The organism is Pseudomonas sp. DWP3-1-3b3 (genome assembly GCF_049896305.1).
GTDB lineage: Bacteria > Pseudomonadota > Gammaproteobacteria > Pseudomonadales > Pseudomonadaceae > Aquipseudomonas > Aquipseudomonas azotoformans_A.
This window is the reverse complement of sequence record NZ_JAFCUA010000003.1, coordinates 434,373-453,139: the sequence shown is the minus strand read 5'-3', so window position 1 is coordinate 453,139 and position 18,767 is coordinate 434,373. Positions and strand designations below refer to the sequence as shown.

Genomic DNA, 18,767 nt, shown 5'->3' with positions numbered 1-18,767 from the left:
AATCAGCCGGCTGTCGGCTCTTCATGGCGCAGGGAAACCCCCAGCATCGCACGCCGCCGCAGCCAGGGGCTGGGACGGTAACGCGGGTCGTGGGTGAGTTCGCTCATGCGCTGCAAAATCGTGAGAATGCGCCGAGGCCCAAGGGCATCGCCCCAGGCCAGCGGCCCCTTGGGGTAACCGAGCCCCAACTGCACGGCCTGGTCGATATCCTCGACGCTGGCGATGCGTTGCTGGGCAATGTCACAGGCCAGGTTGACCACCATCGCCAGGGTGCGCTGGGCGACGAAGCCGACGCTGTCGCCGATCACCGTGACGCCCACACCGTCCGACGCCAGCAAGGCGTGAGCCGCATCGCGCATGGTGGGCGATGTCAGCGGGTTTTGCATCAGCGTGCGATGGCGCGACAGGTCCGTCAGCAGGTCGATGCACAGGGTGCGCGAAGGGTCGGTATCGAAGCGCACGCAGGCGCTGGTGGCGTCGCGGCCATACGGGGCCAGCAGGCACAACGCCTCAGGCGAAGGTTGCGCGGCGTGTTCCAGGTGGGCGCCCAGGTTGATCACCAGGGCGCTCAAGCGTTCGTAGTCTTCACTGTTTTCCGTGGCGATCCATACCGACGGTTGTTGTTGCACCGTGGGCACTGGCTGGGGTTGCGGGCCGTTGATGAGCTGGCCGTTTTCATACTGATAGAACCCGTGGCCGGTCTTGCGGCCAAGGCGGCCGCCCACCAGCATCTGCCGGGTCAGGGGCGAGGGTTTGTAGCGCGGTTCCTGATAGAACTGGTTGTAGATCGACTCCATCACCGGGTGCGACACATCCAGGCCGGTGAGGTCCAGCAACTCCAACGGCCCCATCCGGAACCCTGCGCCGTCGCGCAGGATGCGGTCGATATCACCGCGCTCGGCAATGCCTTCATCCAGCATCTTCAAGGCTTCGGTGCCATAGGCACGGCCGGCGTGGTTGACGATGAAACCCGGCGTGTCCTTGGCACGCACACCGCGATGACCGATGCGTGCAACCAGGGCCAGCAACGCGTCGCCCACCTTTGGCGCGGTGGCCAAACCATCGATCACCTCCACCACGCGCATCAGCGGCACCGGGTTGAAGAAGTGCAGCCCGGCCACGCGCTCAGGGTGCCGGCAGCCGGTGGCGATGGCCGTGACAGACAGCGAGGAGGTGTTGGTGGCGAGGATACAGGTCGGGTTGACGATGCCTTCCAGCTGTTGCAGCAGGCCGCGCTTGGCGTCGAGGTTTTCCACGATGGCTTCGACGACCAGGTCGCAATCGCCCAGGTCATCAATCGCCTCGGCAACCCGCAGGTTGGCCAGCGCCGCCGCCATCGCGGTCTGGCTGATCTTGCCCTTGCTCACCAATTTGGCAAAGGTGCCGCTGAGATTATCCCGAGCCGATTGCGCAGCGCCTTCACGGGCATCGAACAGACGCACCACCACACCGGCCTGGGCCGCGATTTGTGCGATACCGGCGCCCATGACGCCCGTGCCCACCAGCCCCATCGTATTCAAGGTGTCGGTCATGCTTATTCCCCCCGATAATGCGGCGTGCGTTTCTCGAAGAACGCCGCGGCGCCCTCCTTCTGGTCCTTGGAATCGAACAGCAATTGGAATGCCTTGCGTTCCAGCACCAAGGCGCTTTCCAGCGGCAGGTCGGCGCCGGCCAGCATCACCTCCTTGATCTGCTCCACCGCCAACGGCGGCAATGCGGCAATCTGCGCGGCCAGCTCCAGGGCGCGGGGCAGTGTCTGGTCGTCGCTGACCATTTCGCTGAGCATGCCGATGGCCAGGGCTTCTTTCGCGCTGACCATGCAGCCAGTGAGCGCAATGCGCATCGCCTGGAATTTACCCACCGCGCGGATCAGACGTTGAGTGCCCCCCGCGCCAGGCATCAAGCCGAGCTTCACTTCCGGCTGGGCAAAGCGTGCCGACTCGCCCGCCACGATCAGGTCGCAATGCATCGCCAGCTCGCAGCCACCGCCCAGGGCAAAACCGTTGACGGCGGCAATCACCGGCTTGGGGCAACGGCTGATGGCTTCCCACAGGTATTCCGTGTGGCGACGGTACATATCGATCGCGCCCGCACTGGCGAACTCCTTGATGTCCGCGCCGGCCACGAAGAATTGCTCGCCACCGGTCAGCACGATGGCGCGTACATCCTGGCGTCGGGACAGCGCGCGGAAGTGCTCGGCGAGGGCTTCACGCACCTGGGCGTTGAGGGCGTTTTTCACTTCAGGGCGGTGGATACGCACCACGGCCACGCCATTGTCATGGACGTCGAGGGTCACCACGGGTGGGTTAGCGCTGGTCACATTCACTCCTGCTGCACGGTTCTTGTTAGTTGGATTGCCATATGTTTCGCTGTGCGAAATAACATTCCGTATTTGTCGATTAGCATAAGTACCGACCCCGCAGGTGTAAACGAAAAAACCCGAGCAACGCTCAAAACAGCGACTAACTCGCTGTTTCAAAGGGATTTATCCTTGGAGAAAATCACTGATCGAAAAGTTGATTAGTTTCGCTGTGCGGAATACTATTTTGTTTTGTTGATTTTATAAAAAAATGAGGATTACCATGCGCCGTCGAAACCCCGAGCCGGACAGCACCGAAGTTTCCGCTTTCGAGCACGTGTTGATCGACCCGATGAACAACGATGAGGAGGAAGACAAGGACCGCCAGTTCGTCACCGCGCTGGCCCGAGGCCTGGAACTGCTGCGCTGTTTTACGCCGAGCGAGAGCGTATTGGGCAACCAGGAACTGGCGCGCAAGACCGGGTTGCCGAAACCGACGATCACCCGCATGACCCACACCCTGACCCGCCTGGGTTACCTCAAGCACCTGCCGCAGTCGGGCCGGTACCAGTTGGATGTGGGCGTGATGGCCTTCGGTTACGCGATGTTGTCGAACCTGTCGATCCGCGCCGTGGCGCACCCGTTGATGGAGACCATGGCCAAGTACGCCCAGGCGGCCGTCGCGATGGCCACTCGGGATCGCCTCGACGCGGTGTACCTGGACGTGGTCCAGGGCGAAGCGAACATGACCATGCGCCGCCAGGTCGGCACACGGTTGCCGTTGCACTTGAGTTCAGCAGGCCGCGCCTGCCTGGCAGCGATGCCGGAAAACGAGCGGGAGTTCATTCTCGACCATATCCGCCAGCGTCACCTGGAGGACTGGCCGAACATCCGCAAGGGGCTGGAGCGCGCCTTCCGGGACTACACCGATTTCGGCTATTGCATGTCGATCGGTGAGTGGCACCGCGATGTCAACGCCATCGCCGTGCCCCTGCGACACGCACAACACGGCTTGCTGGCGTTCAACTGTGGCGGACCGAGTTTCCACCTCTCCCGGGAGAAACTCGAAGACGACATCGGCCCACGCCTCAAGCACATGGTGAACAATATCGAGGCCGCCACCCGCTAGCTGGACCGGTGCATGGCCTCGGCAGATTGACGATAACAGGCCCGCCGAACGGGCCGCTGAGGAATGCACATGATCCGAGACGCACAAACGCTTCATATCCTGGTGGACGCCATTGCGCAGTTCGTCGACGAAGCGCTGATCCCACGGGAAAACGAAGTCGCCGAGACCGATGAAATCCCGGCGGACATCGTCAGCCAGTTCCAGGACATGGGCCTGTTCGGCCTGACCATTCCCGAAGCCTACGGCGGCCTGGGCCTGACCATGGAAGAAGAGGTGACCATCGCCTTTGAACTGGGGCGCACCTCCCCGGCCTTCCGTTCCTACTTCGGCACCAACAATGGCATCGGCTCCATCGGTATCCTGCTGGATGGCACAGACGCCCAGAAAGAACACTACCTGCCGCTGTTGGCCAGCGGCGCGCTGCTCAGCTCGTTCTGCCTCACCGAGCCGGATTCGGGCTCCGACGCCGCCTCGCTGAAAACCACCGCCGTGCGCGATGGCGACCACTACGTGATCAACGGCACCAAGCGCTTTATCACCAACGCGCCCCACGCCGGGATTTTCACCGTAATGGCACGCACCGACCCGGCGATCCGTGGCTCGGCCGGAATCAGCGCGTTCATCATTGAACGTGACACGCCCGGCCTGTCCCTGGGCAAGCGCGACCACAAGATGGGCCAGCAAGGCGCCCACACCAGCGACGTGATCTTCGACAACGTGCGTGTGCCCGCCAGCCAATTGATCGGCGGTGTGGAAGGCGTGGGTTTCAAGACAGCCATGAAGGTCCTCGACAAAGGCCGCCTGCACATCGCCGCCGTCAGCGTGGGCGCCGCTGAACGCATGTTGAACGACGCGCTGAACTACGCAATCGACCGCAAGCAATTTGGCCAGCCGATTGCCGAGTTCCAGTTGATCCAGGCCATGCTCGCCGACAGCAAGGCCGAGATCTACGCCGCGCGCTGCATGGTGCTCGACGCCGCCCGCAAGCGCGACGAAGGTCAGGACATCGGCACCGAGGCGTCGTGTTCGAAGATGTTCGCCACCGAAATGTGCGGCCGCGTCGCTGACCGTTGCGTGCAGATCCACGGCGGCGCTGGCTATATCAGCGAGTACGCCATCGAACGTTTCTACCGGGATGTGCGCCTGTTCCGCCTGTATGAAGGCACCACGCAGATCCAGCAGCTGGTGATTGCCCGCAACATGATTCGCGCGGCGCAACGCTAGGCCTCACCGCACCACCATACCCAATGCCCTAACAACTACAAGCAAGGTATCGCTATGGAAGTCGCCGCATCGGCGGGCGCGTTGTCGCCTGCAAAAAGCAAACTGTGGATCGTCGTTTTCATCTTCTGCTTCCTCGGCCTGTTGATCGATGGCGCGGACCTGATGTTGCTGTCCTACAGCCTCAGCAGCCTCAAGGCCGAGTTCGGCCTGACCAGCGTCGAAGCCGGCAGCCTGGGCAGCTTCACCTTGGCCGGCATGGCCAGCGGTGGTATCTACGGCGGCTGGGCCTGTGACCGTTTCGGCCGGGTGAAAACCGTGGTGTGGAGCATCGTGCTGTTCTCCGTGGGCACGGCCATCCTGGGCATGACCCACAGCTATTGGCAGTTTGCAGCCACCCGGTTTTTCGCCTCCCTCGGCCTGGGCGCGCTGTATGTGGCGTGCAACACCTTGATGGCCGAATACGTGCCGACCCGCTACCGCACCACTGTGCTCGGCACCCTGCAAGCCGGTTGGTCGGTGGGCTACATCGTCGCCACCTTGCTGGCGGGATGGATTCTTCCGGAGCACGGCTGGCGCTGGTTGTTCTACGTGGCCATCATCCCGGTGATCCTCGCCGTGCTGATGCAGCGCTTGGTGCCTGAGCCTCAGGCCTGGTTGACCGCACGCGCCGAGCGGGCGAAAGACAAAGCCAACGGCAGCCAGCACGCCCTGAAGAAAAAGCCCGACGGCATGTTCAAGCTGATCTTCAGCGACCCCAAGGCCAGCCGCATGTTCCTGCTCTGGGCCCTGACCGCAGGCTTCCTGCAGTTCGGCTACTACGGCGTGAACAACTGGATGCCGTCGTACCTGGAAAGCGAATTGGGGATGAATTTCAAGTCGATGACCAGCTACATGGTCGGCACTTACGCGGCGATGATCTTCGGCAAGATCCTCGCGGGCCTGGCGGCGGACCGCCTTGGACGTCGCGCGGTGTTCGCTTTCGGCGCCCTGGGCACGGCGATCTTCCTGCCGGTGATCGTGCTGTTCCAGAGCCCCGAGAATATCCTGTGGATGCTGGTGGTGTTCGGCTTCCTGTATGGGATTCCCTACGGCGTGAATGCCACCTACATGACCGAAAGCTTCGAAGCGAAGTTTCGCGGTTCGGCGGTGGGCGGTGCGTACAACATCGGTCGTATCGGCGCAGCGGTGGCGCCGGCGGCGATCGGTTTCCTGGCGTCCCATGGCTCCATCGGCATGGGCTTTTTGGTGATGGGCGGTGCGTACTTTATCTGCGGTGTCATACCTGCGTTGTTTATTCGCGATAAACAGTTCGATCCGCAGAAACAGTAAGGCCACCGCTTAGTTGCCAAATAACTGGCGTCATCGTTCAGCGACTGTTTTTAGCGATAAAAACAGTCGCTTGATTTATAAGGGTTTTTATTGAGTTGAACCTATCTGGCATGAATCTCGCTCTAACCTCATTCAAGCAGGTTAAGCGATGACAAGACGTGCGGCAGTGCCCAGGGGTTATAACCCTGTGTAAAGCGGTCTAAACTGTTACTCATGTTTTACGGAACTGAAGGAACAGTAAGACGCTTGGCACTCGCCACTCTCATCGAGCCTGTAAGACAGCCAAGTGCTTAGAGGCCGATCGCTTATGAAAACACCTACCCAGACCAACGCAATTGACTTTGACAGTGCCAAATTGCAACGCCTGGGGTTTGGTCAGCCATCCCTCCTCCCACGCCGCCCGACTACCCTTGCTCAACTTCGCCAACAACTGGGACTGCAATTGCAGACCAGCCTGGAGCCGGAGCGCATCCTCGGTGTGTTCTTCCGTGAGATCCAACGCCTGGTGCCCCTGGATGCCTTGCAATACCGTCATCAAGCCAGCGACTTGCGCCTGGAATTTGGCCATCGCGGCCACCACTCAGTGAGCTACAGCCTGAGCCATGAAGGCGAGCACCTGGGCGAGCTGATCTTTCGTCGCAACCAACGCCTGGCAGAAGAAGAACTCGGCCAACTCGAATCCCTGCTGGCCACCCTGCTCTACCCGATGCGCAACGCCCTGCTCTACCGCGCCGCCACCCGCAGCGCCTTGCGCGACCCTCTGACCGAGACCGGTAACCGCATTGCCATGGACCAGACCCTGCAACGGGAAATCGACATGGCGCGCCGGCACCTCAACCCGCTGTCCTTGCTGATGCTGGACATCGATCACTTCAAGACCATCAACGACACTTACGGCCACGCCGCGGGCGATAAGGTGCTGCGCGCCGTCGCCGGGGCGATCAAGAGCCAGTTGCGTAACGTGGATATGGTGTTCCGGTTTGGCGGGGAAGAGTTTCTGATCCTGCTGTCCAACACGGGTCGCGATGCGGCGGCGATGGTCGGTGAACGACTGCGCCAAGCGGCACAGGCCCAGGACTATTGGGCGGATGACACGCGGATCGAATTGACAGTGAGCCTGGGTTGCTCGACCTTGCTGGCCGCCGAGTCCGCCGAAAGCCTGCTACGCCGGGCCGACAGCGCTTTGTACGTGGCCAAGCGTGAGGGTCGCAACCGCCTGGCAATGGCGGGGTAAAGCCCCGCCACTCCCGTTACATCACGCTTCGCTGGCGACCCGCGCCTGGCGCTCACGCACCACGGCTGGGGCTTTCTCTTTCTCCAGGCGCATGCAGCTTTCCAGGAACAGGTACATGTAGTCGTAGCTCTTGCACACGGCCTGGCGCAACTCGGTCTGCAGTTCCTTGGTCGGGTTCATGCCGGCCAGGGTGCAGATGATTTCCAGGGCTTCCCATGGGTGGGCATCATCGTACTGCGCATGCATCTTCAGCCACTTCATCGCACGCTTGCGCTCTTCCTCTGGGAAGGCCGCCGCATAGACACCGGTAGAACACACCACGGCAGACCATTCACCGGTAGCCCCTTCGATCGCATAGTTGGTCGCGGCAATGGCCACGATCAGCGAGTCGGCAGAGCTGGTGTGCCAGCACCAATGGCTCAGTGCATGCAGTTCCGGCGGTACGTTCTGGGCCTGCAATTCCTCGAGGCTCACGCCGTGGGCACGGGCCCAATGCACCCAATAGTCGGCGTGGTTGAGTTCCACACGAATATTGCGCATCAGCCAGCGGCGCGCCATGTCCTCCCCAGGATGGCGGGCAAATTTGGTCTTGGTGAGGTTCTGTGCCATGTACAAGGCAAACTGTTCCACCACGGGCCATCCACCGATCAGGTAGTGGCGCATGGTCTTGGCGCTGAGGGTGTTGTCGCGCATACGCTGGTACAGTTCATGTTCGACAACGCGGCGCTTGCTCTCGCTACAGTCCAGGATCAGTTTCTGAGCCCAGGCGGGGTAACTGGAGGCTTCCATAAGCGGGCCGGTTCTGATGAATGTGTCGATCACTGTTAAGGCTCCTTTTTAAGTGTGATTGTACAGACCAGCAAATGTTTCAGCGGAATGTGCCGGGCGCCTTGAATAACAGAGGCTGCGGCCGCACAGGTCGACACTGCAAGCTATCAAAGGTAAACAATTGCGGTCGTTCAATCAGGTAGCCCTGAGCGTAATCCACACCAATTTCGAGTAATGCCTGTTCGATTTGCGGTGTCTCGACAAATTCAGCAATTGTGCGCTTACCCATGACATGGCCGATGTGGTTGATCACTTCGACCATCGCGCGGTTAATCGGGTCGTCCAGCATATCCTTTACGAAACTTCCATCGATCTTCAGGAAGTCTACAGGTAAATGTTTAAGATAGGCGAATGAGGACATTCCGGCACAAAAGTCATCCAACGAGAAATGACAGCCTAAGGCTTTGAGTTCATTAATAAAGCGGATCGCACTGCCTAAGTTTGCGATAGCACTGGTTTCGGTTATTTCAAAACAGATCATGCCCGGCGGAATACCGTATGTATGAAACTTCTCACGTAAAAACCCGAGGAAGTCATCGTCACCAATAGTGATGCCTGACAAATTGATCGCACACATGGCCATGGGGCGCCCCGGCCGCTCCTGTATGCATCGATTGATGATCTTGAACACATTCTCGACCACCCAACGGTCCAGGGACGTCATCAAGCCATAACGCTCGGCGGCCGGGATAAAGCTGTCGGGCAAGATGATACGACCGGCTTCGTCATGCAGGCGCAACAGGATCTCGATATGCCCATCGCCCCCGTCGGTATGCCCGAGGGGCGAGATTTCCTGGGCGTACAGGCAGAAGCGATTCTCTTCCAAGGCCATGTGAAGGCGCTGCACCCAAGCCATTTCGCCAAATCGCAGGGACAATTCCGAGTCATCGGCGTGGTAAACCTGCACGCGGTTGCGGCCTTTTTCCTTGGCCATGTAGCAGGCCATGTCGGCGGCGCGCAGTGAGGTTTCCAGCGTCGTCGGGGTTTGCCCCAGATGCACCAGGCCAATGCTGACGGTGGTCATGAACGGCCGGCCCTTCCATACAAAATGCAGGCTTTGCACGGTATGGCGCAGGCTCTCGGCGATCTTTTCCGCCACCGCTGCCGGGCAGTTCTCCAACAGGATGCCGAACTCGTCCCCACCCAGCCGCGCCAGGGTATCGCCCTCGCGCAGGTCCGACTGCAGCAGCGCGCAGATATGCCGCAGCAATTCGTCGCCGGCCGCGTGGCCACAGGTGTCATTGACCAGTTTGAATTGGTCCAGGTCAAGAAACATCAACGCATGCCGCTCGCCCAAGTGTTGCGCACTCGGATGCAGCACCTGTTCCAGACGGAACTCGAATTCGCGGCGGTTGGCCAGGCCGGTCAGAGCGTCATGGGTGGCCTGCCAGGACAGGTTGGCGATGTATTGACGCTCCTGGGTCATGTCATGCAATACCAGCACCGCCCCCGTGACCTTGCCGGCGCTGCGGATCGGCGCGCCCACCAGGGTCACCGAGACCGTGCTGCCATCCAGGCGCTGGATGGTCTTGGAGTGTTCGCTGCCACCGCTGAGTTGGCCCTTGACGATGTGTTCGATCAGGGTGAAGCCATCCGGTTGGGCATTGTCATCCAGCAGGTTGAACAGCGCCGCCAGGGGCAACCCCTGAGCCTGGGCCGAATTCCAGTGGGTCAGCGCCTCGGCCGCAGGGTTCATGTAAGTGATGGCGCCGTCGACGTCAGTGGTGATCACCCCATCGCCAATCGATTCCAGGGTGATCTGCGCACGCTCCTTTTCTTCTTGCAGGGCATCGGCAAACGCGTGGCGCTGGGTCAACAGCTTATGGGTGCGTAGCAGTGCCAGTACGATGAGGCCGAGGGCCGTGGCCAGGTTGGTAATCAGCAGCAACCTCAGGATCATCCGCGAGCCTTCGCCCAAGGCATCACTGAAAGCCTTGGCCGCCGGGGTCACCCCTTCGTTGATGGCGATGATATGGGCTTTCCACTGACGCACATCGTTGGCGCTCACCTGGTCGCGGGTGATTGAGCTGTGCATCTCCCGCGCCAGGTCATCCAATTGCACCAGGTAGCTATCGCCTACGGTCCACAGCTCGATGGCTTTTTCCAGGTAGCTGAAATGGCGGAAATTGAGGTACAGCCAGATCAAACTGGAGACGTCATCCGGGTGGTTGCCCCCCTTGAGGATGCCCAGGCGGGCAGCGCTGAGGTCTGGCGTGGATTGGTCCAGCGCAACGCGCAGTTCGTGCCCGCCCTGGGGCACGGCGATAGCCTGCTGATATTTGAGGTAGGTGGCTTCGTCGCGGTTGTCGGCGTAAAGCGTCAGGTAATAGATGGCATCTTTCTGGCCCTTGGACCACAGGCTTTCGCCTGCCACATAGCCCCGCACTGCCGAGAGCACGTAGAGACTGACGCAGCCTAACAATGCCTGGAACAGGACGACGGCGATAAAGGGCCAGACAATGCCCAACAGCCGTGGCGTTCCGAGAGTCCGCTTTTGCTTCATGAAGCCCCTTGCACATGCACCGCTGGTTACGCACGCGAAACACCGCTTCCGATAGCTCAGCCTAGGCTAAATCAACGAACTTGTTGCAAGTGCCCGTAGAGTTTGGCGTACAAACCACCGTCAGCGATCAGTTGCTGATGGTCGCCGTCCTCGGCAATGTGACCGCCGTCAAACACCAATACTCGATCAGCCTGCTTAACCGCCGACAGACGGTGGGCGATAATCAGTGTAGTACGGCCGCTGAGGAACCGCGCCAGCGCCTGGTGCAGGTTGTATTCGGTGGCAGCATCGAGGGCGGAAGTCGCCTCGTCGAGGATCACCACTTTCGGTTCGGCCAATACCATCCGTGCAATCGCCAGGCGCTGACGCTGCCCACCAGAAAACCGCACCCCGGAACGCCCCACCACACTGTCCAGGCCCATGGGCAATGCCTTGACGGTAGCCTCCAGTTGGGCGATTTCCAGTGCCTGCCAGCAGGCCTGGTCACTGCGTTCACGGCCCATGGTCAGGTTGGCGCGCACCGTGTCGTTGAACAGTGCCGGGTGTTGCAGCACCACGGCGACGTTTTCGCGAATGGTCTCCAGGCCGATTTCCTGCTGAGTGGCGCCACCAAAGCGGATAGTTCCAGCCTGTGGCGTATAAAGTCCGAGCAACAGTTGCACCAGGGTACTTTTGCCGCCGCCGCTCGCGCCGACGATGGCCACCTTTTCGCCGGGCGCGATGGCCAGGTTCAACTGGTCGAGGACCAAGTCTTCGCCATAACCGAAATTGAGGCCGCGCACTTCGATGCCGACGGTCTCACGCCCCACGAAGGGATCTTCGCCACCGGCGTATTGCGGCTCATCGGCACGCGCCAGCAGCTCGTTGATCCGCGTCAGCGCGCCGCCCGCCGCGTAGTAGGCGTATTGCAGGTTCAGCAATTGCTCCACCGGGCCGATCATGAACCACAAGTAGCTGAACACCGCGAGCATCTGGCCGATGGACAGGTCGGAGAACAACACGGTGAGCATCGCCGCAGCGCGGAAGATGTCGATACCGAACTGGAACAGCAAACCACTGGCGCGGCTGGAGGCGTCGGTTTTCCACTGGGAGTGGATCGCGTAGTCGCGCACTTCCTGGGCACGCTGGCCCAGACGCCCGAGGAAGAAACCCTGGCGGTTGCCGGCGCGGACTTCCTGGATTGCGTCCAGGGTTTCAGTCAGGGCCTGGGTGAACCGTGAGGTGCTGTCGTTTTCCAGCTTCTTCAGGTGTTTGACGCGCTTGCCCAACTGCACCGTGGCGTAAATCACCAGCGGGTTGAACAACAGGATCAGCAGCGCCAGTTGCCAATGCATCCACACCAGGATCGCCGAGGTGCCCACCAGCGTGAGCATGGCCACCAGGAAGCGGCTGAGGGTTTCGCCGACGAATTTGTCCAGCGTGTCGAGGTCGGTGACCAGATGAGTCGTGACCGTGCCGCTGCCCAGGCTTTCATACTCGCCCAGGGAAATGCGCTTGAGTCGCTCGATCAGGCGCACGCGGATGCGGTACACAATGTCCTTGGCCAATCGCGCAAACAAGCGCGCCTGCACTACGTTGAACACCAACGCACCGCAGCGCAGGAACAGGGTCACCAGCAGCATCAGGCCGATATAGCCAGCCGCCTTCTGCCAGCCCAGCGGCAATGCGTGATTCATGACCTTGAGCGCAGCGTCGCCATGGCCGAGCAGGACTTCGTCCACCAGCAGCGGCAACAGCAACGGGATAGGCACACTGCACAGGGTCGCCAGCACGGCGACGCCATTGGCGATCCACAGGGATTTCTTGTGACGCAGGGCCAGGCGGCGAATTTCCGCCCAGGTCAGGCGATCGGTGCGCTGGGCGGGTTCATGCACAGGTGGCTCGCTCCAGCCATCGGCCCAGCAGAGGCGATAGCTCGGACAGGGGCTGGTAACCGTTGGTCAGCAAGGCCAATTGACCATTGCGCTCGGCCAGCAGCGTCGGGAAACCAGCGATGCCCAAGTCCTGCACCCAGGTGAAATCGGCCGCCGTAGCCGCATGCTGCTCAGCGCGGTCAAACTCGCCGGCAAACTCGATACGCGGGATACCCGCCTGTTCCGCCAGTTCCACCAGCACGCTGGCGAGGGTCACGTCGCGGCCTTCCACATAGAACGCACGCTGGATCAGCCCCAGCAGCTTCCAGGCGCAGTCCGGCGCCAGGCTGCGGGCGGTGACAATGGCCCGGCACGCCGGCTCCGTGTCATACACAAAACCGTCGGGCAACGCGCCTTCGCGCTTGAACGGCTGGCCGGTGGCGTCGGTGACTGCCTGCCAGTGTTCCAGGATATAGCGCCGAGTGGTCGGCTCCAGCGCCGCGCCGCTGCCGGTGCGCAAGCCGCCCACCACCAGGTGCAGTTCCACGCCGGCCGCCTGGGCCTGCTCCACCAACGCCTCGGCTACCGGGGCAAACCCCCAGCACCAGGAACACATCGGGTCCATTACATAAAGCAGGCGCGCGGACATGGGTCAGGCCTCGGAAGGAGTTTGCTTGTAGTTGAAACCAATCGGATGCGGCATGTTGCGGGCCTTGGCCAGCTCGATCTGCTTCTGGCGGTCGATCGCGCTGCGACGGGTCTTCTCGGGCAGCTTATCCCAGCAATGTGGGCAGCTGATGCCAGCTACGTAGTGCTCGGAGGCGCGGTCTTCGACGCTCACCGGTGTGCGGCAAGCATGACATTGATCGTAGTCGCCTTCGCTCAGGTCGTGGCGCACGGTCACGCGATTATCGAAAACAAAGCAGTCGCCCTGCCATTTGGTTTCTGCCTGCGGCACCTCTTCGAGGTACTTCAGGATGCCGCCCTTGAGGTGGTAGACCTCATCGAAGCCTTCGCTGAGCATGTAGCTCGACGCCTTCTCGCAGCGAATACCGCCGGTGCAGAACATCGCGACCTTCTTGTGCTTGGCCGGGTCGAAGTTGGCTTTGATGTAGTCGGGAAATTCGCGAAAACTGGTGGTTTTAGGGTCGATTGCGCCTTCAAAGGTGCCGATGGACACTTCGTAGTCGTTACGGGTGTCGATCAACAGCACTTCCGGGTCGCTGATCAGCGCGTTCCAGTCCTGCGGGTCGACATAGGTGCCGACTTTCTTGTTCGGGTCGACGCCTTCGACGCCCAGGGTCACGATCTCTTTCTTGAGCTTGACCTTGGTGCGGTAGAACGGCTGGTCGTCGCAGTAGGATTCTTTGTGGTCGATGTCGACCATGCGCGGGTCGTTCTTCAACCAGGCCATCAGGCCGTCAATCCCTTCGCGGCTGCCGGAAACGGTGCCGTTGATGCCTTCTTCGGCGATCAGCAAAGTGCCTTTGATGCCGTTGTCGACCATCGCCTGCAGCAGTGGCTCGCGCAGGGCGACGTAGTCTTCGAGGGTGACGAACTTATACAGTGCCGCCACGACAATCGGTTGAGTCATGGGTGTTCTCTCCAGGTGGCTACCCTCGTAAAGGGTGAACCGGATGCAAAAAAAACGCGCCGGCTAAGCGGCGCGTTGCGGATTCTAACAAATGCCCGGTGTCAGAGACACCCGTGCGTCAGTCATGCCCGCCGGCGCAGGTCGGCGAGGCCGGGGCTGCGTCGATTTTCGCCCATTCCTCAGGCGTGTAGGTATGCAGCGCCAGCGCATGAAATTCGCTCATCAGGTCACCCAGGGTGGCGTAGACCTTCTGGTGGCGCTTGACGCGGTTGAGCCCCTCGAACTGCGGGCTGACCAGCACGGCCTTGAAGTGGGTCTGCAACCCACGGCTGTGCATATGGCTTTCGTCCAGCACGCTCAAGTGGTCGGTGCCCAGGGCGGCAAGCGCCGTTTCGATACGCTGTTGCATGGTCATTCCTGCTTACTTCTTCTTGGCCGGAGCGGCGGCTTTAGGCGTCAGCTCGTTGGTCATGTCTTCGAGCAGCTTGTTGACCACTGGCACGGCGCTTTCCAGCTTGGCTTGGGTCATCTGGGCCGATTGCTGGGTCAGCTGCGGCATTTTTTCCAGGACTTTCTTGCCCAATGGCGACTGGTAGAAGGCAACCAGGTCCTTGAGTTCGGATTCGCTGAAGTTGCTGGTGTAGAGCTTGACCATGTCCGGTTTCAGCTTCGGCCAGCCGATAGCCTGGTCCAGGGCGGCGTTGGCCTTGGCCTGGTAGCTGTCCAGTACGGACTGCTTGGCGGCAGGCGCCTTGGTCTGTTCGAAGCGCTGGGCGAACATTTGCTGCACTTGCATGTACACCGGGGTACCCAGCTTGTCGGCATGGGCCAGGGTAAGGAAGGCTTCGGCACTGGCGTTGTGGCTGGCGGTATCGGCAAAGACTTGGCCGCTGGCGCAAACCAGAGCAACCGCGGTACAGATGGCACGAAGACGAGTCATCGAGTTTCCTTTTCTAGCAGGCGAGGTCGGACCCCAAGGGCGCCCATTCTGCGCCTAAAAAACCTTATGGCTCAACCCCAAGCCATGTAGGACAAGGATTCTCGAGGGATGAACCCGATGAAAAGTCTTTTAGGGAACCCCACCGGTCGATCAAGGCCTAAACTGCGCAAACAGACCTGAAGGAGTGTGCCCGATGAGCCGTATCGAAACCGACAGCCTGGGAGAAGTCCACGTCCCGGATGACGCTTACTGGGGCGCCCAGACCCAACGTTCGCTGGTGAACTTCGCCATTGGCGAACAGCGCATGCCGCTGGCGGTGTTGCACGCCCTGGCCCTGATCAAGAAGGCCGCTGCACGGGTCAACGACCGTAATGGCGACTTGCCCGCCGACATCGCCCGCCTGATCGAACAAGCCGCCGACGAAGTGCTCGACGGGCAACATGACGACCAATTCCCCCTGGTAGTCTGGCAGACCGGCAGCGGCACCCAGAGCAACATGAACGCCAACGAAGTGATCGCCGGCCGCGCCAACGAACTGGCGGGCAACAAACGTGGCGGCAAGAGCCCGGTGCACCCCAACGATCACGTCAACCGGTCCCAGAGTTCCAATGACTGCTTCCCCACCGCCATGAGCATCGCGGCGGTCCAGGCTGTGCATCAGCGCTTGCTGCCGGCGATTGCCACGCTTTCCGGCGGCCTGGCTGAACAAGCTGCCAAACATATGAAGCTGGTGAAGACCGGCCGCACCCACATGATGGATGCCACGCCGATCACCTTCGGCCAGGAACTCTCGGCGTTCATCGCCCAACTTGATTACGCTGAACGCGCCGTTCGCGCCGCCCTGCCCGCCGTGTGCGAGCTGGCCCAGGGCGGCACCGCGGTCGGCACCGGGCTGAATGCGCCCCACGGTTTTGGCGAGGCGATTGCCTCCGAGCTGGCGGCGTTGTCGGGCTTGCCGTTCGTCACCGCGCCGAACAAATTCGCCGCCCTTTCCGGCCACGAACCATTAGTGACCCTGCACGGCGCGCTGAAAACCCTGGCCGTGGCGCTGATGAAAATCGCCAACGACCTGCGCCTGCTCGGCTCCGGCCCGCGCACCGGGTTGGCCGAAGTGCGGCTGCCGGCCAACGAGCCCGGCAGTTCGATCATGCCGGGCAAGGTCAACCCGACGCAGTGCGAAGCACTGTCAATGCTGGCCTGCCAAGTGTTGGGCAACGACGTGACCATCGGCATCGCCGCCAGCCAAGGCCACTTGCAGTTGAATGTGTACAAGCCGGTGATCATCCACAACCTGCTGGAATCCATCCGCCTGCTGGCCGACGGCTGCAACAACTTCCAGGAACACTGCGTGGCCGGACTTGAGCCCGACCCTGTGCAAATGGCCGAGCACCTGGAGCGCGGGCTGATGCTGGTGACCGCGCTCAACCCGCACATCGGCTACGACAAGTCGGCGGAAATCGCCAAGAAGGCCTACGCCGAAGGGTTGACCCTACGCGAGGCCGCATTGGACCTGGGCTACCTCACCGATGAGCAATTCGACCAGTGGGTTCGCCCGCAAGACATGCTCGGTGCCTAGGACGCCATACGCAACCGCCGGGCCTTGAGCCCGGCGAGCAACGACGGCGCCAGCGCCACGGTCGCCGAGCCCAACACCACCACCAACGCCCCGGCATAGCCCAGGGCGTTGATTTCTTCAGCCTGCACATAGTCAGGCCACAGCCACGCCGCCAGGGCCACAGCCACGAAAGTCACCAGGGGTGTCAGCGCCAGGGTCGCACTGACCCGCGATGCTTCCCAGTGGGCCAACGCTTCGGCAAAGGCGCCATAGGCCACCAGGGTATTCATGCAGCACGCCAGCAACAGCCAGCCTTGCAGCGGGCTCAGGTCCAAGGCCTCAAGGGGATGCGCCCAAGGCGTGAGCAATAAGGCGCAGGTGAGGTAGATCACCATCATCACTTGCAGCGAATTCCACACCGTCAGCAGTTGCTTCTGGCCCAGGGCGTAGAACACCCAGATCGAAGTGGCCAACAAGATCGTCAGCACACCGGCGGTATAGGCGCCAAGGGACGTCAGCAACTCTTCCAGGCGCTGGTTGAAGAACAGGCCAAAACCCGCGATCAACACGAACAACCCCAACACCTGCCCGCGACTGAACCGCTCCTTGAACACAAACACACTGGCAATCATCAAGAAGATCGGCCCCATCTGCACCACCAGTTGCGCGGTGCCGGGGCTGAGCATCTTCAGGCCCACCAGGTACAACACGTAGTTGCCCACCAGGCCGCACACCGCCATACCCACCAGCCACCCGCCCTTGGGGCCCAATACCTTGCGGCTGGGCAAGCGTTTGGTCAGCGCCAAGTAGATAAACAGACAACTGCCGGCCACGATCAGGCGAAACCAGGTGACGGTGATCGGGTCCATCACCTGCAGCACCTGCTTGAGTTTGATCGGCAGAATGCCCCAGAGCAGCGCGGTCAGCAGGGTCAGGAGAAAACCATAGACCCAGCGGCCGGAAGAGATGTGCATGAGTGCCCCAGAAGCCAGAGGAAGTGGAGCCGCATTCTAGGGGCACCCGACGCACTTTGTGTAGCGAAGATCAGCGCACCGCTTCGAACAACCCGGTGGCGCCCATGCCACCGCCCACGCACATGGTGACGATGCCGTAACGCAGGTTGCGCCGCTGCAACTCGCGCACCAGGTGCCCCACCTGCCGCGAACCGGTCATGCCGAATGGGTGGCCGATGGAGATCGAGCCGCCGTTGACGTTGTACTTGGCGTTATCGATTTCCAGGCGATTACGCGCATACAGACACTGGGACGCGAAGGCTTCGTTGAGTTCCCACAGGTCGATGTCCGCCACTTGCAAGCCCTTGGCCTTGAGCAGCTTGGGCACCGAGAACACCGGGCCGATGCCCATCTCGTCCGGCTCGCACCCGGCTACCGTGAACCCACGGAAAAATGCCTTGGGCTTGAGCCCCAATTCCAGGGCTTTTTCCAGGCTCATCACCAGGGTCATCGAGGCGCCGTCGGACAGCTGCGACGAGTTACCCGCCGTCACCGAACCGTCCTCGGCAAACACTGGTTTCAGGCCTTGCAGGCTGGCCAGGGTGGTGTCCGGGCGGTTGCAGTCGTCACGGTCAACCACGCCTTCGAGCACCTGCACTTCTCCGGTGTTCTTGTCTTCAACCTTGTACTTGACCGCCATCGGCACGATTTCATCGTTGAACAAGCCGTCGGCCTGGGCCTGGGCCGTACGTTGCTGGCTTTGCAGGGCGTAGAGGTCCTGCTCTTCGCGGCTGACGCTGTAGCGACGCGCGACGATCTCGGCAGTCTGGCCCATGGGGAAGTAGATACCCGGCACCTGCTCTTTCAGCAGCGGGTTGATCAGGTTGTCGGTGTTGACGCTTTTCATCGTCAGGCTGATGGACTCGACGCCACCGGCAACGATGATGTCGCTGCAGCCCGACGCGATCTGGTTGGCCGCGATGGCAATCGCCTGCAAGCCCGACGAGCAGAAACGGTTAAGGGTCATCCCCGCCGTGCCGGTGCCCAGTTGCGACAACACTGCCACGTTGCGCCCGATGTTGTAGCCCTGGGCGCCTTCGTTGGAGCCGGCGCCGACGATGCAGTCCTCCACCGTCGCCGGGTCGATGCCATTGCGGGTCAGCAGCGCGTTGACGCAATGGGCCGCCATGTCATCCGGGCGGGTCTGGTTGAATTTGCCGCGAAAGGATTTGGCCAAGCCGGTTCGCACGCTGTCGACGATCACTACTTCACGCATGGGCTACCTCGATCTTGTGATTGTTGGGAGATGGATCGAGGATAGATCCA

At 61.3% G+C, this 18,767-nt stretch carries 16 protein-coding genes; 5 read left to right on the top strand and 11 right to left on the bottom strand.

Features of this window, described 5'->3' with window-relative positions:
• Positions 1–2: 2 nt before the first annotated feature.
• Together ACP7BX_RS12030 and ACP7BX_RS12025 are read right to left on the bottom strand one after the other, a co-directional pair.
• On the bottom strand, positions 3–1,532 hold the full coding sequence (locus ACP7BX_RS12030; protein WP_426126622.1) for a 3-hydroxyacyl-CoA dehydrogenase: 1,530 nt from the start codon (positions 1,530–1,532) through the stop codon (positions 3–5).
• A gap of 2 nt (positions 1,533–1,534) precedes the next feature.
• Positions 1,535–2,320, bottom strand: coding sequence for an enoyl-CoA hydratase (locus ACP7BX_RS12025; RefSeq protein ID WP_033900950.1), 786 nt, complete (start codon positions 2,318–2,320; stop codon positions 1,535–1,537).
• A 262-nt stretch (positions 2,321–2,582) separates the two neighbouring features.
• Here ACP7BX_RS12025 and ACP7BX_RS12020 point away from each other — a divergent pair, with 262 nt between their 5' ends.
• From ACP7BX_RS12020 to ACP7BX_RS12005, 4 genes are all read left to right on the top strand, one after another.
• Positions 2,583–3,428: an IclR family transcriptional regulator gene (locus ACP7BX_RS12020; RefSeq protein ID WP_156487837.1), complete on the top strand. Its 846-nt coding sequence runs from the start codon at positions 2,583–2,585 to the stop codon at positions 3,426–3,428.
• Between the two features lie 69 nt (positions 3,429–3,497).
• Entirely contained in the window at positions 3,498–4,652 is a 1,155-nt protein-coding gene (locus ACP7BX_RS12015) for an acyl-CoA dehydrogenase family protein (RefSeq protein WP_426126620.1), read from the top strand.
• Positions 4,653–4,706: 54 nt separating this feature from the next.
• Positions 4,707–5,981, top strand: a complete 1,275-nt coding sequence (locus ACP7BX_RS12010; RefSeq protein WP_426126618.1) for an MFS transporter — start codon at positions 4,707–4,709, stop codon at positions 5,979–5,981.
• A gap of 307 nt (positions 5,982–6,288) precedes the next feature.
• The gene (locus ACP7BX_RS12005; protein ID WP_016976404.1) at positions 6,289–7,215 is read left to right on the top strand and encodes a GGDEF domain-containing protein; all 927 of its coding nucleotides are present in this window, start codon (positions 6,289–6,291) and stop codon (positions 7,213–7,215) included.
• A 21-nt stretch (positions 7,216–7,236) separates the two neighbouring features.
• On the opposite strand, the gene ACP7BX_RS12000 is transcribed toward ACP7BX_RS12005, so the two are convergent.
• The 7 genes from ACP7BX_RS12000 to ACP7BX_RS11970 form a co-directional block, all read right to left on the bottom strand.
• Positions 7,237–8,004, bottom strand: coding sequence for a TenA family transcriptional regulator (locus ACP7BX_RS12000; RefSeq protein WP_370468616.1), 768 nt, complete (start codon positions 8,002–8,004; stop codon positions 7,237–7,239).
• A 79-nt stretch (positions 8,005–8,083) separates the two neighbouring features.
• Complete coding sequence (locus ACP7BX_RS11995; RefSeq protein ID WP_426126616.1) at positions 8,084–10,546, bottom strand: EAL domain-containing protein; 2,463 nt, start codon at positions 10,544–10,546, stop codon at positions 8,084–8,086.
• A 71-nt stretch (positions 10,547–10,617) separates the two neighbouring features.
• Complete coding sequence (locus tag ACP7BX_RS11990) at positions 10,618–12,420, bottom strand: ABC transporter ATP-binding protein (protein WP_061449146.1); 1,803 nt, start codon at positions 12,418–12,420, stop codon at positions 10,618–10,620.
• The gene (locus ACP7BX_RS11985; protein ID WP_174890965.1) at positions 12,413–13,015 is read right to left on the bottom strand and encodes a DsbA family protein; all 603 of its coding nucleotides are present in this window, start codon (positions 13,013–13,015) and stop codon (positions 12,413–12,415) included. The genes ACP7BX_RS11990 and ACP7BX_RS11985 overlap by 8 nt, the downstream gene beginning before the upstream one ends.
• Positions 13,016–13,051: 36 nt before the next feature.
• Positions 13,052–13,993 carry a rhodanese-related sulfurtransferase gene (locus tag ACP7BX_RS11980; RefSeq protein ID WP_033900937.1) on the bottom strand — a complete coding sequence of 314 codons (942 nt, stop codon included), beginning with the start codon at positions 13,991–13,993 and terminating at the stop codon, positions 13,052–13,054.
• Positions 13,994–14,111: 118 nt separating this feature from the next.
• A complete protein-coding gene (locus tag ACP7BX_RS11975) occupies positions 14,112–14,408 on the bottom strand; it encodes a BolA family protein (protein WP_038847405.1) in 297 nt (98 codons plus the stop codon).
• 6 nt (positions 14,409–14,414) lie between these two features.
• A complete protein-coding gene (locus ACP7BX_RS11970) occupies positions 14,415–14,933 on the bottom strand; it encodes a DUF2059 domain-containing protein (protein ID WP_010567461.1) in 519 nt (172 codons plus the stop codon).
• Positions 14,934–15,126: 193 nt separating this feature from the next.
• On the opposite strand from ACP7BX_RS11970, the gene ACP7BX_RS11965 reads away from it, so the two are divergent.
• Positions 15,127–16,509: a class II fumarate hydratase gene (locus ACP7BX_RS11965; protein ID WP_426126613.1), complete on the top strand. Its 1,383-nt coding sequence runs from the start codon at positions 15,127–15,129 to the stop codon at positions 16,507–16,509.
• Here ACP7BX_RS11965 and ACP7BX_RS11960 read toward each other — a convergent pair.
• Both ACP7BX_RS11960 and ACP7BX_RS11955 read right to left on the bottom strand, forming a co-directional pair.
• Positions 16,506–17,462, bottom strand: coding sequence for a DMT family transporter (locus tag ACP7BX_RS11960; protein WP_061449147.1), 957 nt, complete (start codon positions 17,460–17,462; stop codon positions 16,506–16,508). The two genes, ACP7BX_RS11965 and ACP7BX_RS11960, sit on opposite strands and share 4 nt — an antisense overlap.
• A gap of 70 nt (positions 17,463–17,532) precedes the next feature.
• Complete coding sequence (locus ACP7BX_RS11955; RefSeq protein ID WP_061449148.1) at positions 17,533–18,717, bottom strand: thiolase family protein; 1,185 nt, start codon at positions 18,715–18,717, stop codon at positions 17,533–17,535.
• Positions 18,718–18,767 lie beyond the last annotated feature (50 nt).